21 protein-coding genes are annotated in these 26,975 nt (G+C 57.4%); 9 read left to right on the forward strand and 12 right to left on the reverse strand.

The genetic code is table 11. The features are described from left to right. Nucleotides 1-4: 4 nt before the first annotated feature. From RGU44_RS05930 to RGU44_RS05965, 8 genes are all read right to left on the reverse strand, one after another. On the reverse strand, nucleotides 5-598 hold the full coding sequence (locus tag RGU44_RS05930; RefSeq protein WP_322179350.1) for a PqiC family protein: 594 nt from the start codon (nucleotides 596-598) through the stop codon (nucleotides 5-7). Continuing rightward, the gene (locus RGU44_RS05935; RefSeq protein WP_322179349.1) at nucleotides 595-2,214 is read right to left on the reverse strand and encodes an intermembrane transport protein PqiB; all 1,620 of its coding nucleotides are present in this window, start codon (nucleotides 2,212-2,214) and stop codon (nucleotides 595-597) included. The genes RGU44_RS05930 and RGU44_RS05935 overlap by 4 nt, the downstream gene beginning before the upstream one ends. Continuing rightward, a complete protein-coding gene (locus tag RGU44_RS05940) occupies nucleotides 2,207-2,866 on the reverse strand; it encodes a paraquat-inducible protein A (RefSeq protein ID WP_322216132.1) in 660 nt (219 codons plus the stop codon). Before RGU44_RS05940 ends, RGU44_RS05935 begins: the two co-directional genes overlap by 8 nt. Continuing rightward, the gene (locus tag RGU44_RS05945) at nucleotides 2,832-3,446 is read right to left on the reverse strand and encodes a paraquat-inducible protein A (RefSeq protein ID WP_322179347.1); all 615 of its coding nucleotides are present in this window, start codon (nucleotides 3,444-3,446) and stop codon (nucleotides 2,832-2,834) included. Before RGU44_RS05945 ends, RGU44_RS05940 begins: the two co-directional genes overlap by 35 nt. After that, nucleotides 3,443-4,897, reverse strand: a complete 1,455-nt coding sequence (locus tag RGU44_RS05950; protein ID WP_322216133.1) for an efflux transporter outer membrane subunit — start codon at nucleotides 4,895-4,897, stop codon at nucleotides 3,443-3,445. Before RGU44_RS05950 ends, RGU44_RS05945 begins: the two co-directional genes overlap by 4 nt. A 1-nt stretch (nucleotide 4,898) precedes the next feature. Beyond that, nucleotides 4,899-8,108 (reverse strand): multidrug efflux RND transporter permease subunit, encoded by a 3,210-nt coding sequence (locus RGU44_RS05955; RefSeq protein WP_322179345.1) that lies wholly within the window; start codon nucleotides 8,106-8,108, stop codon nucleotides 4,899-4,901. Beyond that, a complete protein-coding gene (locus tag RGU44_RS05960) occupies nucleotides 8,105-9,235 on the reverse strand; it encodes an efflux RND transporter periplasmic adaptor subunit (RefSeq protein ID WP_322179344.1) in 1,131 nt (376 codons plus the stop codon). Before RGU44_RS05960 ends, RGU44_RS05955 begins: the two co-directional genes overlap by 4 nt. 309 nt (nucleotides 9,236-9,544) lie before the next feature. After that, nucleotides 9,545-10,219, reverse strand: a complete 675-nt coding sequence (locus RGU44_RS05965) for a DUF3313 domain-containing protein (protein ID WP_322179343.1) — start codon at nucleotides 10,217-10,219, stop codon at nucleotides 9,545-9,547. 341 nt (nucleotides 10,220-10,560) lie between these two features. Between RGU44_RS05965 and chrA the strand changes: the two genes are divergently transcribed. Then, entirely contained in the window at nucleotides 10,561-11,919 is a 1,359-nt protein-coding gene (chrA, locus tag RGU44_RS05970) for a chromate efflux transporter (protein WP_322216137.1), read from the forward strand. A 192-nt stretch (nucleotides 11,920-12,111) separates the two neighbouring features. Then, nucleotides 12,112-12,894: a sulfite exporter TauE/SafE family protein gene (locus RGU44_RS05975; RefSeq protein WP_322179341.1), complete on the forward strand. Its 783-nt coding sequence runs from the start codon at nucleotides 12,112-12,114 to the stop codon at nucleotides 12,892-12,894. A 157-nt stretch (nucleotides 12,895-13,051) separates the two neighbouring features. On the opposite strand, the gene RGU44_RS05980 is transcribed toward RGU44_RS05975, so the two are convergent. The 4 genes from RGU44_RS05980 to RGU44_RS05995 form a co-directional block, all read right to left on the reverse strand. Next, nucleotides 13,052-13,936, reverse strand: coding sequence for an ABC transporter permease subunit (locus tag RGU44_RS05980; protein ID WP_322216139.1), 885 nt, complete (start codon nucleotides 13,934-13,936; stop codon nucleotides 13,052-13,054). Beyond that, complete coding sequence (locus RGU44_RS05985; RefSeq protein WP_322182696.1) at nucleotides 13,933-14,814, reverse strand: ABC transporter permease subunit; 882 nt, start codon at nucleotides 14,812-14,814, stop codon at nucleotides 13,933-13,935. Before RGU44_RS05985 ends, RGU44_RS05980 begins: the two co-directional genes overlap by 4 nt. Nucleotides 14,815-14,831: 17 nt before the next feature. Further along, the gene (gene potA / locus RGU44_RS05990) at nucleotides 14,832-15,974 is read right to left on the reverse strand and encodes a polyamine ABC transporter ATP-binding protein (RefSeq protein WP_322216141.1); all 1,143 of its coding nucleotides are present in this window, start codon (nucleotides 15,972-15,974) and stop codon (nucleotides 14,832-14,834) included. 234 nt (nucleotides 15,975-16,208) lie between these two features. Next, entirely contained in the window at nucleotides 16,209-16,970 is a 762-nt protein-coding gene (locus RGU44_RS05995) for a gamma-glutamyl-gamma-aminobutyrate hydrolase family protein (RefSeq protein WP_322179338.1), read from the reverse strand. 214 nt (nucleotides 16,971-17,184) lie between these two features. Here RGU44_RS05995 and RGU44_RS06000 point away from each other — a divergent pair, with 214 nt between their 5' ends. The 7 genes from RGU44_RS06000 (at nucleotide 17,185) to RGU44_RS06030 (ending at nucleotide 26,975) form a co-directional block, all read left to right on the forward strand. Next, a complete protein-coding gene (locus RGU44_RS06000; protein WP_322179337.1) occupies nucleotides 17,185-18,561 on the forward strand; it encodes a glutamine synthetase family protein in 1,377 nt (458 codons plus the stop codon). A 34-nt stretch (nucleotides 18,562-18,595) separates the two neighbouring features. Beyond that, on the forward strand, nucleotides 18,596-20,086 hold the full coding sequence (locus tag RGU44_RS06005; RefSeq protein ID WP_322179336.1) for an aldehyde dehydrogenase: 1,491 nt from the start codon (nucleotides 18,596-18,598) through the stop codon (nucleotides 20,084-20,086). Between the two features lie 54 nt (nucleotides 20,087-20,140). After that, nucleotides 20,141-21,424 carry an FAD-binding oxidoreductase gene (locus RGU44_RS06010; protein WP_322217766.1) on the forward strand — a complete coding sequence of 428 codons (1,284 nt, stop codon included), beginning with the start codon at nucleotides 20,141-20,143 and terminating at the stop codon, nucleotides 21,422-21,424. Between the two features lie 141 nt (nucleotides 21,425-21,565). After that, nucleotides 21,566-22,114, forward strand: coding sequence for a cupin domain-containing protein (locus RGU44_RS06015; protein WP_322179335.1), 549 nt, complete (start codon nucleotides 21,566-21,568; stop codon nucleotides 22,112-22,114). 182 nt (nucleotides 22,115-22,296) lie between these two features. Then, a complete protein-coding gene (gene fdnG, locus RGU44_RS06020; protein WP_322216144.1) occupies nucleotides 22,297-25,362 on the forward strand; it encodes a formate dehydrogenase-N subunit alpha in 3,066 nt (1,021 codons plus the stop codon). Continuing rightward, nucleotides 25,363-26,313, forward strand: a complete 951-nt coding sequence (gene fdxH, locus RGU44_RS06025; protein ID WP_322179333.1) for a formate dehydrogenase subunit beta — start codon at nucleotides 25,363-25,365, stop codon at nucleotides 26,311-26,313. Further along, a complete protein-coding gene (locus RGU44_RS06030; RefSeq protein ID WP_322179332.1) occupies nucleotides 26,310-26,975 on the forward strand; it encodes a formate dehydrogenase subunit gamma in 666 nt (221 codons plus the stop codon). Before fdxH ends, RGU44_RS06030 begins: the two co-directional genes overlap by 4 nt.

Here is a 26,975-nt window from a genome sequence, read left to right on the forward strand (position 1 = left end):
GGACTCATCGAGATGGCTTACGATTGATGAGCACGTGGGCAATGTCGCGGCTCAGTGTTGCCAGGAGGCGATCATGGGCCGCAAGCAAGGCAGTCAGGTCCTGACCACGGGTGGGTTCGCTGATGATCGTTCGACCCGATTTCAGCACCTGTTCATCGGCGGTACGGATTGTCCACCGGGCATCCAGACTCGCCGCTGTACCCAGGACCGACTCGAAACGCAGAACGTCCACGGCCACGTGATAATCGGCATCGACCGTTGTGTCTGGGGAATAGACCGCCATCCGTGGGTTGCCAGTCAACTGTGTCAGATTGCTCGCGATAACATGGCCGATGATGCTTTGCAGCGAGGCCGCCCAGCGCGTCTGCTCCAGAATCTCAACCTGATTGTCGTTACGCGTCAACACTAACTGCTGCCGCTCTACCAGCTCGGGTACGGTCACCGGGCCAACGTTGACTGAATACGCCGTATTGGATGCCGCCGGGTCGCGCTCGGCAACCGCCCGTAGCGTATAGAAATGCTCTTTTGGTGCGCTGCCACAGCCGCTGAGGGCCGCAGCTATCAAGCTGGCCAGAAGCGCTATCGAGCTCAGTTTCATCGTTGATCCTCCTGCTTGCCCCGAATCAGCGCTTCGGGATGGCGCTCAAGATAATCGGCCAGGCTGCGTAACGACTTTGCCGTGCGCCCTAATTCCCGAATGGCTTCGTGAGTGTCCTGTAACAAGGGTTTATTGGCCGATATAAGTCCTTGGGCTGAACCCACCGCTTGACGCGCTTCGGTCAGGGCCGCCACGATTTGCGGCGTTACCTGCGTATTCAGTCGATTCAACAAACCGCTGGCCGCCTGCAATGTCTGGCGCAGGTCAGTGCCAATCTGTTCGATAGGTAGTTTCTCCAGCCTGCTGGCGATGCTTTTCAGGGAAGCTTGTATTTCTTCCATTCGCCCGGGCACGGTGGGCAGCTCGGGCAGGTCGCTACCCCAGTTGATGGTGGCCTTGTCCACGTCCGGGAAGAAATCCAGAGCGATATAGAGCTGCCCTGTGAGCAGATTTCCGGTGCGCATCTGAGCACGCATACCGTTTGCCACCATCCCCTCCAAGAACTGTTTGCGCGCCTCATCTGAAAGCTTGGCCCTGTTCTTGTCTCGGGAGCGCAACCTCAGGCGTTCCGGATACAGGCTCACTTCGACGGGCATGACAATACTGTGGCTGCTCGGGTCCATCTCCACCCGGATATCCGAGACTTCACCCAGCGTAACGCCTTGAAAGTCGATCGGCGATCCTGGCGTCAGGCCTCTAAGGGACTCGTTGAACAGCATGACCATCTTCAAGACGTCACGTTCAGGATTGTGCATCGCCGTCGTGCGCCCGTTGAACAATTCAAAAAGGCTGTCTGCAGCGGCAGCGGGGCGTTCGACTGAATCCGCAGGCGTCTCGAAGGCAATGCCGCCCAGGAGGATTGAGGCGAGCGATTGCGTGTTCACCTCAATGCCGCTGGCGCCGAGCTTGATATCTATGCCACTGGCATTCCAGAAGCGCGTGTTGTCGGTGACAAACTGGTCGTAGGGGGCATTTACGAAGATTCGCATACTCAATCCCTGACCATCCTTGTCGAGATCAAACGCTACCACCTGACCTACCTGTACCCGACGAAAGAAAATAGGTGACCCTGCGCTCAGTGAACCCAAGTCGTTGCTGCGCAGAACGAACTCACGACCGGGGGTATCGACCTGAATGACCGGCGGCACATCCAATGCATTGAAAGACCGCTGCGCCTGATCGGACTTACCCACGCCGACCCCGATGAACGCGCCAGATAGAACCGTGCTCAGCCCTGAAACGTTGCCGCCGGAAATTCGTGGCGTCACCAGCCAAAATGCAGTGTCCTTAACCAGATAGGGTTTGAAATCCTTGGTCAGTTCGGCAGTGGCGACCACTTGCTTGAGATCACGCGACAAGGTCACCTCAGTGACCTTTCCAATCTCCACATCCTTGTACCTGAGCTTGGTTTTGCCGGCCTCAAGACCCTCAGCGTTCTTGAAGACAATGCTGATGACAGGGCCTTGATTGAGAATCGACGAGACCATCAGCCAGCCCCCGATCAGCGCCGCGATCAAGGGCACGAGCCACACTAACTGCAGCGACCATCGCGATTTTCGGGCTGTTTCGGCTTCAGGCACGGTGGATAGATCGGAGGGCAGGGACGTTTCAGTCATGGTCTTGCTCCAAGGAATCCCAGATCAGGCGTGGATCGAAACTCATTGCCGCAAACAGGGTCAAGACGACCACCGCACCAAAGGCCAGCGCCCCGGGGCCTGGTCTGATAGTCGCCAGTGCATCGAGCTGCACCAGGGCCACCAACAGGGTCACCACATACACATCGAGCATCGACCAGCGGCCCACCAGTTCAACCATTCGGTAGAGTTTTGCGCGTTGCAGGGGCTGCCAGCGGGAATGCAGTTGCACCGACACCAGAAGGAGGATCAATGCGATCAGTTTGGCCATCGGTACGAGGATGCTGGCAATGAACACCACCAACGCCAGGTACCATGAACCGGACCGCCACAAATACACCACGCCACTCATGATGGTGTCGGCCTGGGAGCCGAACAGAGAGCTGGTTTCCATGATAGGCAGCAGGTTGGCGGGTATATAAAGGATCACCGCGGCGATCACAAAGGCCCAGGAGGACGCCAGGCTGTTGGGTTTTCGATCATGCAGCGTACAGCCGCAACGCGAGCAGCGAGCCCCTCCACCGTGGTCCGACTTCAGCAACAGCCCGCAGCCATGGCAGGTCACCAGACCGAAGCGAACTGCGGTCTTCGGGCCCCCTTCACCGCAGCGACCCCAGCCGTGCCCATAGGTCATGAGTGTCGAATGACGAAGCCGCTGCCGCCATCAGCAGCATCACGCCGCCAAAGCACCACAACGCTACTCCTGGAATCACGGTAGCGAGGTGGGCAAGCTTGACCAGGGACACCAGCACGCCGAGGACAAAAACCTCCACCATGCCCCAGGGCTGGACCATGACCATGCTGCGAAATGCCAGCTGCGCGTGGGGCGGACAACGCCTGAAGTACGCCGGTAGCAGAAGATAGATCATGGTCAGCATCTGGATCAGCGGGGCAATGAAGGTGGTCACCAGCACGAGCCCGGCAACCATGGCCATGTCGTCGCGATACATGACTCGCGCAGACCCCACGAGGGTGGTCTGAATAAACTCGCCATTGATCGTGAGACCGACGATGGGGAACACATTGGCAATCACAAACAAGATCAGCGCGCCCAGGCAAAAGGCCAGGGCACGCTCCGAGCCTTGTGGATGACGGCGGAACAGTGTTGCACCGCAGCGACAACAGCGAGCAACCCCACCATTGGGCAGGCGGGGTTCTCGTTGCAGAAGATCGCACTCATGGCACGCGATCAGGCCACTTTGTGCCTGGCTCATGGCGCGCCCTTGTCTTTATCGGCTAACGGGGTGGGCTCAAGCCTGGTCAGCTTATCCGCCTCATCCACCCAGCCGCCTCCGGTGGCCTTGTACAGATCGATCATTGCGGTGAGTACCGCGCCCTGAGTATTGGCGTAGCTTAATTCGACATCGAACAAGGTGCGCTCGGCATCCAGTACCTCGATATAACTGGTGTAGCCATTGTCGTAGCGCAGATTCGCCAGCCTTGCATAGGTACGCAGCGCGTCTATCTGGCGTGCCTGTGTGGCCAACTGCTCACGAGACTTTTGCGAGGCAATCAAGGCATTTTCAACATCCTTGAACGCCGACTGAATCGCCTGCTGGTAGGTCAGCAGATATTGTTGCTGGATGGCTCTTGCTTGTTGCACCTGCCCGGCGATGCCCCCAGCGGTAAAGATCGGAAGGGAGGCCGCTGCAGCGTAAGACCAGGTTTCAGCTGGCCCGGTAAACAGGTCGGAGAGTTGATTGCTGACTGAACCCACCAGCCCCGTGAGGGAAATCGTCGGAAAGTAGAGGGCTTTGGCTGCACCGATACGCGCATTCGCTGCAATCAGGTTCAATTCGGCCTGGCGCAGGTCCGGCCGCTGTTCCAGTACGGCTGAGGGTAATCCGCTGGGGACCGACGGCAGGGTTAATTGCCCTAACGCACGCCCGCGCACCAGCGGCCCCGGATTACGTCCCAGGAGTACGGCCAGCGCATTTTCCTGTTGAGCAGCCAGCGATTCGAGTCTCGGTACGGTAGACAGAGCACGTTCGTATTCGGATTGACTCTGTGCCAGCTCCATTTCGGAAACGACACTGGCGGTGTAGCGTAGCTTGAATATTTCGTAGGAATCGCTGCGCAGTTTGACAGTTGCCCGGGCAATCTCCAGCTCCCGGTCCAGATCCCGCAAGTTCACGTAGCTTGTGGCCACTGCCGATACCAAGCTCAAGATGACTGCGCGCCGGCCTTCTTCCGTTGCCAGAAGCTCGGCGCGGGCAGCTTCGTCGAGGCGACGTAGACGTCCCCATATATCAAGCTCCCAGCTCACCCCAAGAACGGCCTGATAGTTCTCATAGATGGGGTTGGTACCGGATGTCAGAGGTACCGGTCCACTGTTCAACGGGGCCTTGGCCCGCTGTCCCTGGAGCCCGCTCCCTATCTGAGGAAACCGACGTGAATGCGTTTCGCCGTAGCGCCCCTGATACTCCTCGACCCGTGCGGCGGCGATCTTGACATCCTTGTTTTCGTTAAGCGCCGTGCGAATCAAGTCGTTTAGCACCGAATCCTGAAACTGTTCCCACCACAGTGTGTTGGATACCTGTCTGGCCTCTTGGTCCGCGTACCTGAAAGTCCCGGGTATCTCGACCTTGGGGCGCTCATAGTCGGGGCCCACGGTGCAGCTACCGAGGGCGAGGCCGAGCAGCAGAAATAGCGGGGGTCTGAGCACCTTAATCCCCCTCATGTCGTTGTTGCGGGGCATGAACGGGGCCGCCGCCCACAGGTGCCCCGTCATCAGGCTGCGCAGCCTCTTTGGATTTTCCGCTTTTCTCGGAAATACGCTCCACCAGGTAATAGAAAAGCGGGATGAAAAAAACTGCGATCACCGTCGCCGCGAGCATCCCGCCGATCACACCGGTACCAATGGAGTGGCGACTGTTCTCGGAGGCGCCGACGGCAATCGCCAGCGGTACGCAGCCGAGGATGAACGCCAAAGAGGTCATCACGATGGGCCGCAGACGCTCCTTGGCGGCGGTCATCGCGGCGTCGAAGACGGACATGCCGGACTCACGGTTCAGTACGGCAAACTCGAAGATCAAAATGGCATTCTTGGCCGCCAGCGCGACAAGCATGGTCAGGCCGATCTGGAAGTAGACGTCGTTCGCCAAACCACGCATCAGGACCGCCAGCAAAGCACCGAACAATGCGAACGGGACCGCCAGCAGTACACCCACAGGCAGCGACCATTTTTCATACTGGGCCGCGAGAATCAGGAACACCATAATCAGACCGAAGGCGAAAACCTTGGAAGACGTACCTCCGCTCTTTTTCTCCTCGAAAGCCTCGCCGCTCCAGGCCACGCCATAGTCCCCGGTCATGCTTTGCGCGGCGACTTCCTCAAGCGCTTTGAGTGCCTGGCCGGAGCTGAATCCCGGTGCGGCATTGGCCGTCATCTTGACCGCCGGAAAGTTGTTGAAGCGCGTCAGCAGGTCGGGGCCCGTCACGTAGCGGGTGGTCAGCAGGGCCTTGAGGGGAACCATCTGACCGTTGGTGCTACGCACATAGATCTGCTGCAAGTCCTCGACCCTGAGGCGGTAAGTGGGCTCGGCCTGGAGAATCACCTGCCACAGACGACTGAACTTGTTGAACTGGGAAACGTACAGCGAGCCGAACATGGTTTGCATGGTGCTGTACACATCTTCCACCGGCACGCCCAACGTCTCGGCCTTTTCGCGGTCAACGTCAGCGAGCAACTGCCGAGAAAACGCATTGAACGTGCTGGTCATGCTGCCGATTTCCGGGCGCTGTTCAGCCTTGGCTTTGAAGCTACTCACTACCTCGGCCAATTGGCTGATGGTGGCGTCCCCCTTGCTTTGAATCCATAGTTCCATACCGCCGGTAGTCCCCAGACCAGGAATGGAGGGCGGATTGACTGGCAGGATGATGCCTTCCTGCACTTGGGAGAATGCTTTGGTCGCAGCCTTGATCACGGCAGGGGCGCTCTGGGCTTCGATGGTTTTTGAATTCTTGTAACGTTCTTCAAAATCCTTGAAGCCGACGAAGAAAACGCCCGCATTGTTCTTGTTCTGACTGTCCAGCAAGCTGTAGCCGTTTACGATGGCCACGCCCTCGACAGCCTCGTTGTTCATGAAGTAGTCACTGGCAACCTTACCGACCTCACCCGTGCGATCCAGGCTGGCAGCGTCAGGCATGATCACCGCGCCGAGCAAGTAACCTTGATCTTCCGGGGGCAGGAAGGCGCCTGGTACCCTTTGCATGATCAATACGATCAGTACAATCATGCCGGCAAAGAGCAGTAGCGCGAGTATGAAGCGCTTGATCATGAAGGCGACTGCGCGGGAGTAACCTTCGGTCACTCGCTCGAAGCTACGATCGAACCAACGGAAGAATCCGCGCTTTTCTCCCACGTGGGGTTTGAGCAGGAGGGCCGCCAGGGCGGGTGACAAGGTGAGGGCCACCAGACCGGAGATCACGACGGAGATAGCAATCGTGATTGCAAACTGTTTGTAGAGTTGGCCCGTGATGCCGCCCATGAACGCTACGGGAACGAACACCGCACACAGCACCAACACAATTGCCACCACGGGTCCGGCCACCTCGTCCATGGCTCGCTTGGCGGCATCTTTGGGGTTCATTTTGTGGACGTGCATGTTGCGCTCGACGTTTTCGATCACCACGATCGCATCGTCCACCACGATACCGATAGCCAGGACCATGCCGAACAGGGTCAGCATGTTGACCGAGAAGCCCAGCGCGGTCATGCCGATGAATGTACCCACGATGGAAACAGGCACAGCCAGCACCGGGATCAGGGTGGCGCGCAGACTTTGCAGGAAGGCGTAAACCACAATCACGACCAGTACCAGCGCCTCGAAGAAGGTGCGCACCACCTCCGTAATGGAGGCTCGGGTGAAGGCGGTTGTGTCCATCACAACCTTGTATTCGATGCCCTCCGGAAAGGTTTTCTTCATCTGCGCCAAGGTCGCCGTGACCGCATTGGAGACATCCAGCGCATTGGCGCCGGGCTGCTGATAAACAGCCATCAAAGTCGCGGGCCTTCCCTGGTACGTGCTGCGCAATGAGTAATCTTTTTGTCCAAGCTCAGCCCGCCCGATGTCCTTGAGGTGAACAATCGCGGCGCCTTCGCCACTGGCCCGCAGGATGATGTTCTCGAACTCCGCGGGTTCGGTCAGTCTGCCCTTGGTCGTGACTGCAAAGGACTGCTCCACCGATTTGCCCGTGGGGGATTGGCCTATGCGGCCAACCGCGAACTGTTGGTTCTGGTTGGCCACCGCTTTCTGTACATCGGCAGCCGTGATCCCCAGCTGGGCCATCCGGTCGGGTTTCAGCCAGATCCGCATGGCATAGTCGGGTGTCCCGAAAATACTGGCCTGGTTGGCGCCGGGAATGCGCTTGATCGCATCCAGCACATAGAGGTTGGCGTAGTTGGCTATGTAGGTGGCGTCGTAGCGGTTATCGGGGGAATACACCGCGATGACCATCATGAAGGCCGATGATTTTTTCTGAACCTGTATGCCCTGCGACTGGACCGCAGAGGGCAGTTGGGGGAGGGCGAGGTTGACCCTGTTTTGCACGTCGACCTGTGCCAGGGAAGGATCAGTACCGATTTCGAAGAACACGTTCAGGGTCATGTTGCCCGTCGCAGAACTCGACGAGTTCATGTAGATCATGTTGTCGGCGCCGTTCACCTGCTGCTCGATGGGCGCAGCCACATTGTTGGCAACGACCAGAGCATCAGCCCCCGGGTAAGTAGCCGACACGGTGATCTGTGGTGGCGTGATCTCCGGATACTGGGCCACCGGCAGGTTCAACATCGCGACAGCCCCCGCCAGGGTGATGACGATGGAAATCACCGAAGCGAAGATCGGCCGGTCGATGCAGTAATGAGAAATGCTCATGGTTGCCGCCGACTTTCATTGCCTGGCAGGTCAGCTTTCTGCGGGTCTTTTTGAACCGGTAAAGATGCAGCCTTGGGACGCTCGGCCGCCACGGCGGTGTTGGGTGGTGCCGTATTAGTGTTGTCGACGATATTCAACGGCGCGCCAGGGGCTACCCGGAGCGCGCCGTCGACCACGATTCGTTCGCCCACCCGCAAGCCTTGGGTAATAAACCAGTCGGCATCATGCCAGTCGCCGACTTCGACAACGCGCTGCTCGGGCTTTCCTTCTCCATTGAGGACCCACACGTAGTGACTTCGTGCGCCTTCCAGAACTGCACGCTGCGGGACCAGAATGGCGTTTGGTCGAGACGCGCCTATCGCCAGCGCGCGAACGAACTGGCCGGGGCGCAGCATGCCTTTTGGATTAGCCACCACCGCACGGACTAAAAATGTACCGGTTTCCGGGCTGAAGGAGGGGGCAGCAAAGTCAAGGCGACCTCTATCGGGCACGATCGAACCGTCCGCCAGTACCACTTCGACTTCAAAGTTACTGTTGGGTGGGAACTTGAGCTGACCCGCGGCAATTTCGCTACGGTGTTTCAGCGTTTCGTTTTCCGAAAGGCTGAAATTGACATAGATCGGGTCCATCTGTGATACCGAGGTCAAGAGCCCGGATTCCCCAGGCGTCACATAACTGCCCTCCTGTTTCTTGGCAAAGCTCGACAGGCCGGTAAGGGGCGACGCAATTGTGGTGTAACCCAGATTCAGTTGCTCGGTGCGCACCTGCCCTTGCGCGGCAAGTACGGCGGCCTGGGTCTGTCGCTCGTTGCCGACGGCATTGTCCAGGTCCATCTTGCTGACTGCATTTTGTTGTGCCAGTGGACGGACACGCGCCAACGTGGCTTTGGCGACTTCCCAACGCGCTTGCTGCTGAGCCAATTGTCCCTGGGCCGACAGCAATGCTGCTTCGAAAGGCCGACGGTCCATCTGGAACAACACTTGCCCGGCCTTTACCAGCTGACCTTCGGTATACAGCCTTTTTTCCAGAAAGCCGGCGACTCGCGCACGAATTTCGACTTCGCGAGAACTCTGTGTTTGAGCAACGAATTCGAATACCACGGGCGTGTCGCGAGCAGTAACCGTCATGACGGTTACATCCGTGGGGGGGCGAGAGGATGAAACAGGTTCTTTACCACAGCCGAAGAGCAGACTGAGAACACCGGCCACCAAGGCCATGGTTAAAGCCGCTAGTGTCCGGCGCGAATGTCTGGCTGAGCGAATACTCATGAGCAACCCCATGGGTTGATTGCGTTGTCAGTCCCTGAGCTTGAATGCCGATACTCAACCGCCGTCATTCTTTATGCGTGCCCGTTGTCTGTAGAACGGGCACGGTATCCGTTGTGCTGACCACTCACTTCAGAAGTTACAGGTCATAAAGGATAGCCATTACGACGATCACTTGATAAAGGCCTTCATATCATCAGTGACAATCTTGATCGCGGCTTTGAAGTCATCTGCACTCACAGCCTGGCGATTATTTTCGAGGGTTTTACCAAACACCTTTCGCACCGCCTTCACCAAGGGAGCACCTGTCGTTGCATCGATAAGCTCGGACTCGACGTACAGTTCCGTATCTTGATCACGACTCCCAGAGGCTGCAGTGACACCGCCTACCACAGCAGCCACAGGTACCACTTCGTACCAATGCATGCCTTCGTTGGACGCTGTTACTCCGGTGATGGCCGAGCGCAAGATCATTGCGCGAGAACCTGCAGGCGCTTCTTTCAGGGTCGTGACGACGCGGTACTTTTGAGCCAAAGCGGTTTTTACGCTAGAGCTGGCGAACGACTGCAATGACTGCAACGTCTGCATGCTCACGCGTTCATTCGGTTTGGGAGCTGGGTACAATTCGAGTTGGCGAAAAACAACAACAGAGTAAGCCGAAGGTTTAAAACTGGGCGCTACCCAACGCAACACCGTTTGACCGCTGGGCAAGGTTGTTTCCTGCAACCCGTCGTAATTCGAAATAAAACCGGAATATTGTTCCTTTTCTGTAATCTTGGAGGTGCAGCCAGCCACTAACCAGCAGCTCATGGCAACACCAACGGTCAATGTGCGGAATAGGCTCATGAGTCATCGCTCTTCAAGGGCGCTATTAAGCGCGAGTTGTAGCTATAGAACCCGGGATTTTATGCTTGTCCCGAGGTCTTTTTTCTTGCAATAAAGAGAGGCTAGTTGAGACTGTCCCCGTTTGCTCGAATGGCTAAAACATAGGTCATGAGACATGGATTTTCTTGATAAATGTCAAATTGTTTGGTCGGGTTCAGTCAATAAGCAGGCTCGCCAATGAGAGGGCCATTCAACCGGTAGAACCTGCTGGCATCGAACGTATACTGGCGGCCTTACGCGAATCCGTTTCCCCTGAAGGCTATTGCTCACGCTCGCCGAGCGTGTGAAAAAGGAACATCCCCATGAGTGACGTCACCCCCTCAGCCGTTGAACAGGAGCTGCCACGGCCTGACGCCATCAGTTTCCGTGAGGCGTTCTGGTTCTGGTTGAAATTAGGTTTCATCAGCTTCGGTGGGCCTGCGGGGCAGATATCGATCATGCACCAGGAGCTGGTAGAGCGTCGGCGCTGGATTTCAGAAAGGCGATTTCTACATGCCCTTAACTACTGCATGTTGCTTCCAGGACCCGAGGCGCAGCAGTTGGCGATCTACATTGGTTGGCTGATGCATCGAACCTGGGGAGGCGTGATCGCAGGTGTGCTGTTTGTGTTGCCCTCGCTGTTCATCCTGATCGCATTATCCTGGCTGTATATCGCCTTTGGCGAAGTATCCGTGGTGGCTGGGCTTTTCTATGGCATCAAGCCCGCCGTGACGGCCATCGTGGTACAGGCTGCTCATCGAATCGGCTCGCGAGCGCTAAACAACAATTGGCTGTGGGCCATAGCGGCAGCTTCATTCATCGCCATATTTGCGTTCAATGTCCCGTTCCCGTTGATCGTGCTGGGTGCTGCGTTGCTCGGCTATATCGGTGGACGCCTGGCTCCCGAGACCTTCAGGACCGGAGGCCATAGCGCAGCTCAAAAGTCCTTCGGCCCGGCATTGATTGATGACAACACCCCATCCCCTGACCATGCCCGATTTCGCTGGTCTAAACTGGCAATGCTGATGCTCGTAGGGGCTGTACTGTGGTCGTTGCCGATGGGGGTATTGACTGTGCTCTTTGGCTGGGAAGGCACCTTGACCCAGATGGGCTGGTTCTTTACCAAGGCCGCGTTGCTGACGTTTGGCGGCGCCTATGCAGTGCTTCCCTATGTCTACCAGGGTGCGGTCGGTCACTTTGGGTGGCTGACCCCGACACAGATGATCGATGGTCTGGCGCTGGGGGAAACCACGCCTGGGCCGCTGATCATGGTGGTGGCCTTTGTCGGTTTCATCGGTGCTTATGTCCTGCAGGTTTTCGGTGCCGATCATGTGTTTCTTGCGGGCGCCGTCGCGGCCACACTGGTGACGTGGTTTACCTTCCTGCCTTCGTTTCTGTTCATCCTCGCTGGCGGCCCGCTAGTGGAGTCGACTCACAACGAACTCAAGTTCACCGCGCCGCTCACCGGGATTACAGCAGCGGTGGTTGGTGTGATTCTCAATCTGGCATGTTTCTTCGGTTACCACGTGCTTTGGCCCAAAGGGTTCAATGGCAATCTCGATTGGCCCTCTGCGCTGATCGCGATTGCAGCGGCTATTGCCTTGTTTCGCTTCAAACGCGGGGTCATTCAGGTACTGATGGCCTGTGCGCTTATTGGTATGGTCGTGCATCTACTGCGCTAGAGGGCGCGGGACGATCTGGCGGCCATGAGTCTTGAACGAATCATGGCCTGGCGCAAGGACGTGTAGGTGTAGTCCATTCAGTAGAGAAAAGCATAAAGATAGACCATATCGATATAACTGGTTATTAAGAAAGGTCGCTATGCTGCGGGCCATATTTTTCATGCAGTCGCGCTTGATTTGTGGGATGTGGTAATGGATTTTGGCAGTGCTGGATTGGTCGTTGCAGGCTTGGTTGTCGGGTTTGTTGTAGGGATGACAGGCGTGGGTGGCGGCTCTTTAATGACGCCGATTTTACTTTGGTTTGGAATTAACCCGGCCACCGCAGTAGGCACGGACTTACTGTATGCGGCCATCACGAAGTCGGGCGGCGTACTGGTTCACCGAAAGAACAAAAATATTGACTGGGCCATCACCGGCTGGCTGACACTTGGTAGTGTGCCGGCGGTGGCGCTGACGCTGTGGTTTTTGAGCAGTCTGCATGCCCCTGAAGCAATGAATGCGGTGATTAAGCAAACATTGGGCTTTGTTTTGCTGGTGACAGCACTCGCCGTTTTCTTCAAGAAAAGGCTGCTTGAATTTGCCCACAAACGTGCTGGCGGCAGCTATAACCTCAGCGGCTCGCGCTTGAATCTGCTGACGGTACTCACGGGGTTGATACTGGGCACCATGGTGGCATTGACCTCCATTGGCGCTGGCGCATTAGGCACCGTAGCACTCTTTATCCTGTACCCTTTTCTGGCCACCAAGCGCTTAGTCGGTACCGAAATCGCACACGCGGTCCCGCTGACGCTGGTTGCGGGTTTGGGGCATGCGAGTATGGGTAATATGGATTGGCATGTATTAGGTTTCCTGTTGATAGGTTCACTTCCAGGGATTTACATGGGGAGCCATTTAACGGGTCGAGTGTCTGACGAGACACTGCGTCCTTGCCTGGCAATAATGCTGGTTTTCATTGGTTACAAGCTGGCGTTTTAATCTGGCTTGAATCATCGCCCCTCTGTTGTTTTACTCCTCAGATCGACATCCACCTCAAAAAAAAGGCACCCGAAGGCGCCTATGGTTGTATTCAAGGTGGCGTTCCATTTGCCGGGCTTTACGCGTGTCCAGCGGCGGTTCATGGAACTGCGGCTGCCTAGGCAACCGCTTCTGCCATTTTCTGTTCCGGTAGTTTCCACGATTCGCTCGCGGTCTGCTCCATGGCTTCCTGAATCGCGACTTTACGGTTGGCTTCGGCCCTGCGACCGAAATACCAGACCAGGAACGTGGCGAAAGAGACCGTCAGCAGAATCAGGCTCGCAATGGCGTTGATCTCAGGCTTGACCCCAAGGCGTACCGCAGAGAAAACCTCCATTGGCAACGTTGTCGAGCCTGGGCCGGAAACGAAGCTGGCGAGTACCAGGTCGTCCAGCGATAAGGCGAAGGACATCATGCCGCCTGCTGCCAGTGACGGCGCGATCATGGGGATGGTGATCAGCGCAAACACCTTCCAGGGACGCGCGCCCAGGTCCATGGCCGCTTCCTCGATCGACAGGTCCAACTCACGCAGACGTGACGAAACCACCACCGCTACATAAGCGGAGCAGAAGGTGGTGTGGGCGATCCAGATTGTCATCAGGCCGCGCTCCTGAGGCCACCCCAGTATCTGGGCCATCGCGATGAACAGCAGCAGCAACGACAGGCCGGTGATCACCTCCGGCATGACCAGTGGCGCCGTTACCAGACCACCAAACAGCGTGCGGCCCTTGAAGCGAGTCACTCGCGTCAGGACAAAGGCGGCCAGGGTTCCGAGGATCACGGCGGCGACTGCGGTGTAGCAGGCAATTTCAAGGGACCGGGCGACGGACCCCATCAATTGCTTGTTGTCGAGCAGGCCCGCGTACCAATGAATGGACCATCCACCCCAGACAGTGACGAGCTTGGAGGCGTTGAACGAGAAGATCACCAGAATCAGCATTGGCAGATAAATGAACATCAGGCCAAGCACCAGCATCAGTCTTGAAAATCCGAAACGGTTCATGCCCGTCCCTCCATCTCTTTGGCTTGGCTACGGTTGAAGAGCACGATGGGCACGATCAGGATGGCGAGCATGATCACTGCGAGTGCAGAGGCGACAGGCCAGTCACGGTTGTTGAAAAACTCCTGCCACAACACACGGCCGATCATCAGGGTTTCCGGCCCGCCCAGTAGTTCGGGAATGACGAACTCACCGACCACAGGAATGAACACCAACATACAGCCGGCGATGATGCCGTTCCTGGCCAAGGGCAGGGTGATTTTCCAGAAGCTGTTGAGCGTGCTTGAGCCCAGGTCCGAGGCGGCTTCGAGCAGGCTCTGGTCATGCTTGACCAGGTTGGCAAACAGCGGCAGGACCATGAAGGGCAGGTAGGCGTACACCACGCCTATGTACACAGCGATATTGGTGTTCAATATTTCTATCGGCTCTTGAATCAGACCGGTCCAAAGCAAAAACGCATTCAACAGACCGTTATTGCTCAGGATGCCCATCCAGGCGTAAACCCTGATCAGGATCGCCGTCCAGGTCGGCATCATGATCAGCAGCAACAATACGGTCTGTGCTTCCTTTCGGGCTTTGGAGATGGCATAGGCCATTGGGAAGCCGATCAACAGGCACATCAGCGTACTGAAAAAGGCCACTTTCAATGAGCCCAGGTACGCCGAGAGGTACAACTCATCATTGGTCAACAGGGCATAGTTGCCCATGTTCAGGAGCAGTTGAAACTTCTGCTCGGCGAAGGTGTAAATATCTGTGTAGGGTGGAATGGCCAACGCTGCTTCGGAAAAGCTGATCTTCATCACGATGAAGAACGGCAGCGCAAAAAACAGGCATAGCCATATGAAGGGGACGCCGATAACCATTTGGCGTCCGCTGGGTATTAGCCGCTTGATAGTGCTCATGAGCGCAATACCACGCCGCTGTCATCCTCCCACCAGACATAGACCGAATCATCCCAGGTCGGACGCGCGCCTCTGCGTTCAGCATTGGCCATGAATGCCTGAACGATCTTGCCACTGGGCAGTTCTACGTAAAACACCGAGTGCCCGCCCAAATAGGCGATGTCGTGAACCTTGCCTTCGGACCAGTTATACCGGGCGTCGGGTTTTATCGTCGTCACCAGGAGCTTCTCCGGGCGAAGGGCATAGGTGATGGTCTTGTCTTCGACCGATGTACTGATCCCATGGCCGACGTATATGTTCTGCGCAAGATCCGGGCACTGGATGACCGCGTAGCCTTCCTGGTCTTCAATTACGACGCCGTCGAACGCATTCACGTTGCCAATGAATTCGCACACCAGGCGGCTGGCGGGTGCTTCGTAGATGTCGATCGGGCTACCGGTCTGAGCGATCCAGCCCAGGTGCATGATGGAGATACGTTGGGCCATGGTCATGGCCTCTTCCTGATCGTGGGTCACCATGATGCAGGTCACGCCGACCCGCTCAATGATTTCAACCAGCTCCAGTTGCATGTGCGAGCGCAGCTTCTTGTCCAACGCGCCCATTGGCTCGTCGAGCAACAGCAGTTTGGGCCTTTTAGCCAGTGAGCGAGCCAAGGCAACACGCTGACGTTGTCCCCCCGAGAGCTGGTGGGGCTTGCGTTTGGCGTATTGGCTCATATGAACCAGTTTGAGCATTTCTTCTACGCGGGCTTCGATTTCAACTGCGGGAAGTCGGTCCTGCTTAAGCCCAAAGGCAATGTTCTGCGCCACCGTCATGTGCGGGAACAGCGCGTAAGACTGAAACATCATGTTGATTGGCCGCTCGTAGGGCGGCATGTCAGTGATGTCCACACCATCAAGGTGGATTCGCCCTTCAGTCGGTCGCTCAAAGCCTGCCAGCATGCGCAAGAGCGTTGATTTGCCTGAGCCTGAACCGCCTAGCAAGGCGAAAATTTCACCCTGATGGATTTCCAGGGACACATCGTCCACCGCAATCGTTTCGTCAAACTTCTTGGTTACGCGATCAATTTTAACCAGCACCTTTTTAGGGCGCGGATTGCCTTCAAGAGCCTTCCTGTAAATGCTGGAGGCGTTAGCCATGTGAAACTCCCAACAGGTGTTAGTAGCCTGGCCAATACGGCCGGACTTAATGGGTTGATGACAAACCCGCTTGAGGCGGGTTTATCCGGCGCAGCTGTCCCTGCCGCCCAATGCTGCATCTTGTTTTGTCGTTAATACCGGGGTGGCCGCTGTGAGGGACGTGCAGATGCACAGTCCACTTCACAGTGACGTCTGGATCATTGGATATTGTCGTGTGCGCTTGAAATCGAGCCGTCAGCGCACGCTTCGACGCGCAGCACGCTGCCGACACGCGTCGCCAAACGCCTGGAAAATACTCAAGTAAGGAGGGTTCGATAGCACCTGCCATTCAGGGTGCCATTGCACGCCGACGGCAAAGGTCTTGCTGCCCTCGATTGAGATCGCCTCGATCAGTCCATCGCTGGCGGTGGCTTCGACCCGTAAGCCGGGTGCCAGCCGTTCAATGCCTTGGGAATGAATTGAATTGACCTGGATAACAGGAGGCAGATCGAGTGCTTCGAATACGCCGCCAGGCTGCACATGCACGGTATGGGCGGCACCATATTGGATTTCCAGGCTTGAATCGTCGGCTTCGCGATGATCCATGAACGTGCCGGTCTCATGCACTTTCTGGTGAAGGCTGCCGCCGAACGCCACGTTCATTTCCTGGAAACCCCGACAAATGCCGAGCACTGGAACGCCAGCAGCCACCGCTGCGCGTAACAGGGGAAGGGTGGTGCTATCACGCTGGGGGTCGTGGGCGGTGCCCGCTTCGCTTGCCGCGCCCTGATAGTGGAACGGCTCAACATTTGAGGGCGAACCGGTAAACAACAGGCCGTCCAAATGTTCCAGCAACCCGTCTATATCAGTCAGTTCCGCCAGGGACGGAATAACGACGGGAATCCCTTGCGCGGCGACGCACACAGCACGCAAGTACTTGTCCCCGCTCACATGGTAGGTATGCAACCCAATGTCTTTGACGCACGCAGTCACACCAACCAATGGCTTGATTGCCATTTTTATCACCTCGAAAAATGCACTTGAACGAGCTTTTCCGGAGCTTAGCCATGTTGATTTTAATTAACAACCGTTCTGTAAAAGATTTCGCACAAAAGATCCTTACTGTTCGATATTGCGCAAATAATACCCGTTGACTTCCTAAATCCTTTCGGATTGACTGGGGGTGTGAAAGGGCGGTGAATATTATTATTAACAATAAAGGTCTTCCAACATGTCGGTACCCCTGCGTGCCGTTCAGCTCAATGAAGCGAACGCATTCCTTAAGAAACATCCTGAGGTTTTGTACGTTGACCTGCTGATTGCGGACATGAACGGCGTGGTGCGTGGTAAACGCATCGAGCGCACCAGTCTCCACAAGGTCTACGAGAAAGGTATCAACCTGCCTGCCTCCCTGTTTGCCCTGGACATCAACGGCTCTACAGTGGAAAGCACAGGCTTGGGTCTGGATATCGGTGATTCCGACCGAATCTGTTATCCGATCCCTGACACCCTCTGCGACGAACCTTGGCAAAAACGTCCGACTGCTCAACTGCTCATGACCATGCACGAACTCGAAGGGCAGCCGTTTTTCGCCGACCCTCGCGAAGTATTGCGTCAGGTCGTCAGCAAATTCGATGAGATGGGGCTGACCATCTGCGCCGCCTTCGAGCTGGAGTTCTACCTGATTGACCAGGAGAACGTGAACGGTCGTCCGCAGTCTCCACGCTCGCCAATCTCCGGCAAACGTCCGCATTCGACTCAGGTGTACCTGATCGATGATCTGGACGAATACGTCGATTGCCTGCAAGACATTCTTGAAGGTGCCAAGGAGCAAGGTATCCCCGCGGATGCCATCGTCAAGGAAAGTGCGCCCGCGCAATTCGAGGTGAACCTGCATCACGTCGCTGATCCGATCAAGGCGTGCGATTACGCGGTCTTGCTCAAGCGCCTGATCAAGAACATCGCTTATGACCATGAAATGGACACTACCTTCATGGCCAAACCGTATCCCGGACAAGCGGGTAACGGGCTGCACGTGCATATTTCTATTTTGGACAAAGACGGCAAAAACATTTTTACCTGCGACGACCCGGAAAAAAGCGAGATCCTGCGCCATGCCATTGGTGGTGTGCTGGAAACCTTACCGGCCTCGATGGCTTTCCTCTGCCCGAACGTAAACTCGTACCGTCGCTTCGGCGCGCAGTTCTATGTACCGAACTCTCCTAGCTGGGGGATCGATAACCGGACGGTGGCGATTCGAGTACCGACCGGGTCCCCGGATGCGGTGCGTATCGAACACCGGGTGGCGGGCGCGGACGCCAACCCGTATCTGTTGATGGCGGCGGTCCTCGCCGGTGTGCATCACGGCCTGACCAACAAGATCGAGCCGGGGGAGCCTGTTGCAGGCAACTCCTACGAACAGAACGAGCAAAGCCTGCCCAACAACCTGCGCGATGCGTTGCGCGAGCTGGATGACAGCGAGATTTTGGCGCGCTACATCGACCCCAAGTACATCGACGTTTTTGTTGCGTGCAAGGAGAGCGAGCTTGCCGAGTTTGAGAACTCCATTTCAGACCTTGAGTACAACTGGTACTTGCACACGGTCTGACGCTCGCCAACATTCTCTGCGTTGAGTTTTAAATATGGTCAAAAATCGTAGCGACTGGGAGCAGTACTTCCAGTCACTCACCCTTGAAGGTCGGGCATTCATTGACGGCCAATACTGCTGGGCCGCCAGCGGCCAAACGTTCGCCAGTAACAGCCCGGTCGACGGGCGCTTTCTGGCGAACGTCGCCAGCACCGACGTGGCCGATGCCGACATCGCGGTACAGGCCGCTCGTCGGGCGTTCGAATCGGGCGTGTGGTCACGGCTCGCGCCGGTAGAGCGCAAGCGGATTCTTATCCGTTTCGCCGACCTGATCCTCGCCCATCGAGAGGAACTGGCGCTGCTGGAAACCCTTGATATGGGTAAACCCATCAGCGACGCCCTGGCGATCGATGTGCCCGCGACTGCTAACGCGATCCGATGGAACGCAGAGGCAATCGACAAGATTTACGACGAGGTCGCACCTACCTCGGCGGACCAACTTGGGCTGATCACCCGTGAGCCGACGGGAGTCGTCGCGGCCATCGTGCCATGGAACTTTCCGTTGATCATGGCCAGCTGGAAGTTTGCGCCGGCGCTGGCTGCAGGTAACTCCTTTATTCTCAAACCGTCTGAGAAGTCGCCACTGTCGGCGATCAGGATTGCCCAGTTGGCGCTGGAAGCGGGGATACCCAAGGGTGTCTTCAACGTATTGCCGGGGTTCGGTCATACGGTTGGCAAGGCGCTGGCGTTGCATGCGGATGTTGATGTACTGGCGTTTACCGGCTCCACCGCTGTCGCCAAGCAGCTGCTGATCTATGCCGGGCAAAGCAACCTGAAACGTGTGTGGCTCGAGGCGGGTGGCAAAAGCCCTAACATCGTCTTTGCCGATGCTCCCGATTTGCACGCTGCAGCGCAGGCGGCGGCCAGTGCTATTGCCTTCAACCAGGGCGAAGTCTGTACGGCGGGTTCACGGTTGCTGGTTGAGCGGTCGATCAAGGATCAGTTCGTTCCCATGGTGGTCGACGCACTAAAAGCCTGGATGCCAGGGCATGCTCTGGACCCAGCGACGACCGTAGGCGCAGTGGTCGATGAGCGTCAGCTTGAGTCCGTACTCAGGTACATCGAAGTCGGCAAGAAGGAAGGCGCCCGGTTACTCGCGGGCGGCAATAGAATTCTTGAGGATACCGGCGGCCTGTATATCGAACCGACGATCTTCGAGGGTGTGACCAATGCGATGACCATTGCCCAGGAAGAGATCTTCGGTCCGGTGCTATCGGTCATCACCTTCGACACGGTCGAAGAAGCGTTGAGCATCGCCAACGACAGCATCTTTGGCTTGGCGGCGGGCGTCTGGACGCGGGACTTGAGCAAGGCTCACCGCGTTGCCAGAGGCCTTCGGGCCGGCAGTGTCTGGGTCAACCAGTACGACGGCGGCGATATGACTGCGCCCTTTGGCGGATTCAAGCAATCGGGCAACGGTCGAGACAAGTCATTGCATGCGTTCGATAAGTACACCGAGCTCAAGGCAACCTGGATCAAGCTTTAAACCTCTTGAAAAAGGCGGACACATGCGCAGATGTGTGTCCCGCCGAGGAATTCAATCATGCAACCTTACGTAAATAGCTACTACGCCGCGACCCGGAACAACGTCGGCGATTTCCCGATTCTTGACCAGGTTATCGAATGCGATGTCTGTGTGATCGGCGCGGGATACACCGGCTTGTCATCGGCGCTGTTTCTCACCGAAGCAGGCTACAGCGTGACCGTCCTGGAAAGCGCCAAAGTGGGCTTCGGGGCGAGCGGTCGCAACGGCGGTCAACTGGTCAACTCGTACAGCCGTGACGTCGATGTCATCGAACAGCGTTACGGCGATAAAACCGCGCAAGTGCTGGGAAGCATGATTTTCGAGGGGGGAGACATCATCCGCCAGCGAATCAAGCAATACGACATCCAATGCGATTACCGCCAAGGCGGCATTTTCGCTGCGCTCAACAAGAAGCAACTCAAAGGTCTTGCAGGGCAAAAAAGTCATTGGGAGCGCTACGGAAACCAGCAACTGCAGATGCTCAGTGCCGCCGACATTGCTAAAGAAGTCGGTACTGATAATTATGTCGGTGGCCTTCTGGACATGTCGGGTGGGCACGTTCATCCGTTGAACCTGGCGCTGGGTGAAGCGGCGGCCATCATTCGGCTGGGCGGTAAAATCTTCGAGCAGTCGGCCGCGATCAACATCGCTTACGGCGAGCCTATCGTTGTGGGCACGGCCAAAGGCCAGGTCAGAGCAAAGTACCTGCTGATTGCGGGCAACGCTTACCTGAACGAAGACCTGGACCCGCGCGTGACGCGCAAGAGCATGCCGTGCGGTTCACAAATCGTCGTGACCGAGCCGTTGTCGGAGAAAGTTGCCAAGAGCCTGATCACTCATAATTACTGTGTCGAAGACTGTAACTACCTGCTCGATTACTTCCGGCTCACGGCGGACAACCGCCTGCTTTACGGGGGTGGGGTGGTTTACGGTGCCCGCGAGCCAAAAGACATTGAGCAACTGATCCTGCCCAAAATTCTCAAGACGTTTCCGCAGTTGAAAGGGGTCAAAATTGATTACCGCTGGACAGGCAACTTCTTGCTGACCATGTCCCGCATGCCCCAGTTCGGTCGTGTTGAAAAAAATGCCTACTACATGCAAGGCTACAGCGGGCATGGCGTGACCTGCTCGCACCTGGCCGGGAAACTGATCTCGGAGATGATCCGTGGTGACGCGGAACGCTTCGACGCGTTTGCATCGCTCCCGCACATGCCGATGATGGGTGGCAGGGCATTCCAGGTTCCACTTACGGCCCTGGGTGCCACGTATTACGCCATGCGTGACCGGTTCGGCATCTAGCACACATTGATTGCGGCGGCCCGTTCAACGCAGGCCGCCGTTCTTTTTGTCGGCCACTTATGCAATCGGCTGAGCTCTATGAACAAACGTGATTTAATACTCGACGCTCTACCCTTTGAGTATTTTTCACATAAGGCTGCCATGGACACGGGGACACGACTCAAATTAGTACGTGAAAGCTACAAACTGTCTCAGCGCGAGCTGGCCAGGCGTAGCGGCGTCACGAATGCCACGGTCTCCCTGATTGAGCAGAATCGTGTAAGCCCTTCAGTCAGCTCTCTGAAGAAATTGCTCGGCGGCATACCCATGTCGCTGGCGGATTTCTTTACCTTTGATCAACCCCCTCGGGAGGACCGCTACGTCTTCCGCGCCAATGAACAACCCGATCTGGGCCGTAATGGCCTGCGTCTGTTGCTCATAGGTGCGACCGTGGCGAGTCGGCAGATGCGCTTTTTGCGCGAGCAATACGCACCAGGCGCGAGTTCTGGCGAGGAACCCATCGTGCATGCCGAAGGCGAGGAGTGCGGACTGGTGACACGCGGCACGGTCGAGTTGACGGTTGATGGCCAGGTCAGCGTGCTCAATGCCGGTGACGGTTACTATTTCTCCACCACCTTGCCTCACCGGTTCCAGAATATCGGGCAGGACGAGGCTGAGATCATCAGCGCGAACACCCCCGCGAACTTCTGATATCCAGCACCTTGATCAGGGATGGCTGGCAGTTGGCGATCACCGGCGATCCGGTTTCATTACAGCGCTTGCAATCTTGACTAAAGTATCAAGTGTCGGCGGCCGCGCCGTCGACGCAAGCGTGATCGTCCAAGACACCCCGGCCACGTCCAGAGTGTCCTCCACCTGATCAGGAGTACACGATGGATCTCAACCGTCGTCAGTTCTTCAAGGTCGCCGCTGTTGGACTTGGCGGCTCAAGCCTGGCCGCGCTAGGCATGGCCCCGGAGCCAGCCTTCGCCGAGCACGTGCGTCACTTCAAGCTGGCCCACACCCATGAAACCCGTAACACCTGCCCCTATTGTTCGGTGGGCTGCGGCTTGATCATGTACAGCCAGGGCGATACGGCCAAGAACGTCGCCCAAAGCATCATCCACATCGAAGGCGATGCTGACCATCCGGTCAACCGCGGCACTTTGTGTCCTAAAGGCGCTGGCTTGCTGGACTTCATCCATAGCCCGGACCGTTTGCAATACCCGCAGGTGCGCAAGGCGGGTAGCGATGAGTGGACGCGGGTGTCCTGGGATGAAGCGCTCGACCGTGTCGCAGACCTGATGAAGGCGGACCGTGATGCCAACTTCATCGAGAAGAACGCCCAGGGCCAGACGGTCAACCGCTGGCTGTCGGTGGGGTTTCTCGCCGCCTCTGCGGCGTCCAACGAGGCAGGGTACCTGACCCATAAGGTCATTCGAAGTCTTGGCATGCTGGGGTTCGATAACCAGGCGCGTGTCTGACACGGTCCGACGGTGGCAAGTCTTGCCCCGACGTACGGCCGTGGAGCCATGACCAATACCTGGACCGATATCGCCAACGCGAACCTGATCCTGGTCATGGGCGGCAATGCTGCCGAAGCTCACCCGTGCGGCTTCAAGTGGGTAACGGAAGCCAAAGCGCACAATCAGGCGCGGCTGATCGTGGCCGACCCACGGTTTACCCGTACCGCCTCCGTGGCCGACTATTACGCGCCAATCCGTACCGGCAGCGACATAGCGTTCATGGGTGGGCTGATCAACTACTTGCTGACTGAAGACCAGATCCAGCACGAATACGTGCGGGCCTATACGGACGTGTCGTTCATTGTGAAGGCGGGCTTCGGCTTCGAAGACGGCTTGTTCACCGGCTACGACGCGGCCAAACGCACCTATACCGATAAATCAAGCTGGGGTTACGAACTCGGTGAGGACGGCTTTGCTAAAGTCGACCCAACCCTGCAAGACCCGCGCTGTGTCTATCAGTTGATGAAGCACCACTACAGCCGCTATACCCCGGAGCTGGCCAGTCAGATCTGCGGCATGCCGCAAGACGCCATGGTCAAGATATGGACCGAGATCGCCACCTGCGCGCAACCGGGCAAAACCATGACGATTCTCTATGCCCTGGGCTGGACGCAGCATTCGGTCGGCTCACAAATGATCCGCAGCGCGGCCATGGTGCAACTGTTGCTGGGCAACGTCGGCATGCCAGGCGGCGGGGTCAATGCCTTGCGCGGGCACTCCAACATCCAGGGCCTGACGGACCTCGGACTCTTGTCAAACTCGCTGCCCGGCTACCTGACACTGCCGAGCGATGGCGAACAGGACTACGACGCCTATGTTGCCAAGCGTGCGCTAAAGCCGTTGCGTCCAGGGCAGTTGTCCTACTGGCAGAACTACGGCAAGTTCCACGTCAGCCTGATGAAATCCTGGTACGGCGCCAACGCCACGGTGGAAAACCACTGGGGCTACGATTGGCTGCCCAAACTCGACATCCCCAGCTACGACATCCTGAAAATGTTCGACATGATGGGCCAGGGCAAGGTCAACGGCTACATGTGCCAGGGCTTCAACCCCATCGCGGCGTTGCCTGACAAAAATCGGGTAACCGCAGCGTTGGCCAAGCTCAAATGGCTGGTGGTAATGGACCCGCTGGCAACCGAAACCTCAGAGTTCTGGCGCAATGTCGGGCCCTACAATGACGTCAATACCGCCAGTATCCAGACCGAAGTCATACGTCTGCCCACCACCTGTTTCGCCGAAGAAGACGGCTCGCTGGTGAACAGCAGTCGCTGGTTGCAATGGCACTGGAAAGGCGCCGACGGCCCTGGAGAAGCCCGCACCGACGTGCAGATCATGACCGAGCTGTTCCTGCGTCTGCGCCAGCGCTATCAGGCCCACGGCGGTGCATTTCCCGACCCGATCCTCAAGCTCAGTTGGCCCTACAAGATTCCGGACGAGCCATCACCCGAGGAGTTGGCCCGGGAAATCAATGGCAGCGCTACCGCCGACTTTACCGATGCCAGCGGCGCGGTGGTCAAGAGCGGCCAGCAGCTGCCCGGCTTCGCCCAGCTCAAGGACGACGGCAGCACCGCATCAGGCTGCTGGATTTTCTGCGGCAGCTGGACCGAACAGGGCAACCAGATGGCCCGCCGCGACAACAGCGACCCTTATGGCATGAAGCAGCACCTAGGGTGGGCGTGGGCCTGGCCGATGAACCGACGCATTCTCTACAACCGCGCCTCGGCCGATCCGCAGGGCAAACCCTGGGCCGAGAACAAGCGTCTACTGTGGTGGAACGGCAAGGTCTGGACCGGCACTGACGTTCCCGACTACAAGGCCGATGTGGCGCCAGAAGCGGGCATGAATCCCTTCATCATGAACCCCGAAGGGGTGGCGCGTTTCTTTGCCGTCGACAAAATGGCCGAAGGGCCGTTCCCGGAACATTACGAGCCGTTCGAGACGCCTATCGGCATCAACCCGCTGCACCCCAACAACAAAAAGGTCACGAGCAATCCGGCTGCCCGTATTTTCGATTCAGTCTGGGACTCGCTCGGGACGGCCAAGGACTTCCCCTATGCCGCTACCAGTTACCGGCTGACAGAGCACTTTCACTTTTGGACCAAGCATTGCCGGCTCAACGCAATTGCCCAACCCGAGCAATTTGTCGAGATTGGCGAAGTCCTGGCCAAGGAAAAGGGCATCGTCGCGGGCGACCGGGTACGGGTCAGCTCCAAGCGCGGGCATATCGAGGCGGTGGCGGTGGTGACTAAACGGATTCGACCGCTGCAAGTCAACAACCAGACGGTGCACCATATCGGCATCCCGCTGCACTGGGGCTTTACCGGGCTCACCCGCCATGGCTACCTGACCAATACCCTGGTGCCATTCCTCGGTGACGGCAATTCCCAGACTCCGGAATCCAAGTCATTCCTGGTCAACGTGGAGAAAATCTAGATGGCCAGCCAAGACATTATCGCCCGCTCGGCCACCACCACCGTACCGCCCTCGGTGCGTCAACAAGAGGAAGTGGCCAAGCTGATCGACACCACCAAGTGCATCGGTTGCAAGGCGTGTCAGGTTGCCTGTTCGGAATGGAATGAACTGCGCGACGAGGTCGGCCACAACCACGGGACTTACGACAACCCCCAGGACCTCAGCGCCGAGACCTGGACGCTGATGCGCTTCACTGAGCATGAAAACACGGCCGGCAACCTGGAATGGCTAATCCGCAAGGATGGTTGCATGCATTGCGCTGACCCTGGCTGCCTGAAGGCATGCCCGAGTCCGGGGGCAATCGTCAAACTCGCCAACGGCATCGTCGACTTCAATCAGGACCATTGCATCGGCTGCGGCTATTGCATCACCGGCTGCCCCTTCGATGTCCCGCGCATCTCGCGGAAGGATCACAAGGCCTACAAGTGCACGCTGTGCTCGGACCGGGTGGCAGTAGGTCTGGAGCCCGCTTGCGTCAAGACCTGCCCGACCGGAGCAATCGTGTTCGGCAGCAAAGAGGACATGAAAGAGCACGCCGCCGAACGCATCGTGGACCTTAAGTCCCGGGGCTTCGAGCACGCGGGTCTGTACGATCCTTCCGGGGTCGGTGGTACCCATGTGATGTACGTGCTGCACCACGCCGACGATCCTTCGCTCTACGCGGGCTTGCCGAAGGACCCGGTGATCAGCCCGTTCGTGGACCTCTGGAAAGGCGTGAGCAAACCCCTGGCGTTGCTGGCCATGGGGGCGGCGGTGCTGGCGGGCTTTTTCCATTACGTGCGCATTGGTCCGCAGCGGGTCGAGGAAGACGAACATCAGGCAGGCAAGGACCCCAGCGTGCACGAAGTCGACCCGGCCGTGCATGTCTATGATCCGCATAACCCAGGCTCTCGCGGGGAGGACAGACCATGAACCACAAACCGATCCTGCGTTACACCGCCAATCAACGCACCCACCATTGGCTGGTAGCGATTCTGTTTTTCATGGCGGCCCTGTCAGGATTGGCATTGTTTCACCCGGCGCTGTTCTGGCTCAGCCACGTGTTTGGCGGCGGACCCTGGACACGCATCCTGCACCCCTTCATGGGCGTCCTGATGTTCCTGCTGTTTCTGGGGCTGGTTATCCGTTTCTGGCGGGCTAACTTCTTTATCGCCAACGACCGCCTGTGGCTCAAGCGGATTAACCGTGTAATGCGTAACGAAGAGGAGGGCGTACCGCCAATCGGTAAGTACAACCCTGGGCAGAAACTGCTGTTCTGGACTTTACTGATCTGCATGTGGGTGCTGTTGTTCAGCGGTCTGGTGATCTGGCGCGTCTATTTCAGCAACTACTTCAGTATCACGGCCATTCGCCTGGCGATGCTGTTGCATGCGGTGGCGGCCTTTGTGCTGATACTGAGCATCATCGTGCATATCTATGCGGGCATCTGGATCAAGGGTTCTGTGAACGCCATGCTGCATGGCTGGGTCAGCAGTGCCTGGGCAAAGAAACACCATGAGCTCTGGTACCGCGAGGTAACTCGCGATGACAACCGTGTTGAGCGTCCCGACCGTCCGATAACCAAAAAGGGATGA

This window comes from Pseudomonas sp. 5C2, assembly GCF_034314155.1.
Classification (GTDB): Bacteria; Pseudomonadota; Gammaproteobacteria; order Pseudomonadales; family Pseudomonadaceae; genus Aquipseudomonas.

Coding starts and splice junctions, on each gene's coding strand:
- RGU44_RS05930 (WP_322179350.1), bottom strand. CDS start 598: ATGAAACTGAGCTCGATAGCGCTTCTGGCCAGCTTGATAGCTGCGGCC.
- RGU44_RS05945 (WP_322179347.1), bottom strand. CDS start 3,446: ATGAGCCAGGCACAAAGTGGCCTGATCGCGTGCCATGAGTGCGATCTT.
- RGU44_RS05995 (WP_322179338.1), bottom strand. CDS start 16,970: ATGGCAATCAAGCCATTGGTTGGTGTGACTGCGTGCGTCAAAGACATT.
- RGU44_RS06005 (WP_322179336.1), top strand. CDS start 18,596: ATGGTCAAAAATCGTAGCGACTGGGAGCAGTACTTCCAGTCACTCACC.
- RGU44_RS05940 (WP_322216132.1), bottom strand. CDS start 2,866: ATGACCTATGGGCACGGCTGGGGTCGCTGCGGTGAAGGGGGCCCGAAG.
- RGU44_RS06030 (WP_322179332.1), top strand. CDS start 26,310: ATGAACCACAAACCGATCCTGCGTTACACCGCCAATCAACGCACCCAC.
- RGU44_RS05980 (WP_322216139.1), bottom strand. CDS start 13,936: ATGAACCGTTTCGGATTTTCAAGACTGATGCTGGTGCTTGGCCTGATG.
- potA (WP_322216141.1), bottom strand. CDS start 15,974: ATGGCTAACGCCTCCAGCATTTACAGGAAGGCTCTTGAAGGCAATCCG.
- RGU44_RS05975 (WP_322179341.1), top strand. CDS start 12,112: ATGGATTTTGGCAGTGCTGGATTGGTCGTTGCAGGCTTGGTTGTCGGG.
- chrA (WP_322216137.1), top strand. CDS start 10,561: ATGAGTGACGTCACCCCCTCAGCCGTTGAACAGGAGCTGCCACGGCCT.
- fdxH (WP_322179333.1), top strand. CDS start 25,363: ATGGCCAGCCAAGACATTATCGCCCGCTCGGCCACCACCACCGTACCG.
- RGU44_RS05965 (WP_322179343.1), bottom strand. CDS start 10,219: ATGAGCCTATTCCGCACATTGACCGTTGGTGTTGCCATGAGCTGCTGG.
- RGU44_RS06015 (WP_322179335.1), top strand. CDS start 21,566: ATGGACACGGGGACACGACTCAAATTAGTACGTGAAAGCTACAAACTG.
- RGU44_RS06000 (WP_322179337.1), top strand. CDS start 17,185: ATGTCGGTACCCCTGCGTGCCGTTCAGCTCAATGAAGCGAACGCATTC.
- RGU44_RS05955 (WP_322179345.1), bottom strand. CDS start 8,108: ATGAGCATTTCTCATTACTGCATCGACCGGCCGATCTTCGCTTCGGTG.
- RGU44_RS05935 (WP_322179349.1), bottom strand. CDS start 2,214: ATGACTGAAACGTCCCTGCCCTCCGATCTATCCACCGTGCCTGAAGCC.
- RGU44_RS05960 (WP_322179344.1), bottom strand. CDS start 9,235: ATGACGGTTACTGCTCGCGACACGCCCGTGGTATTCGAATTCGTTGCT.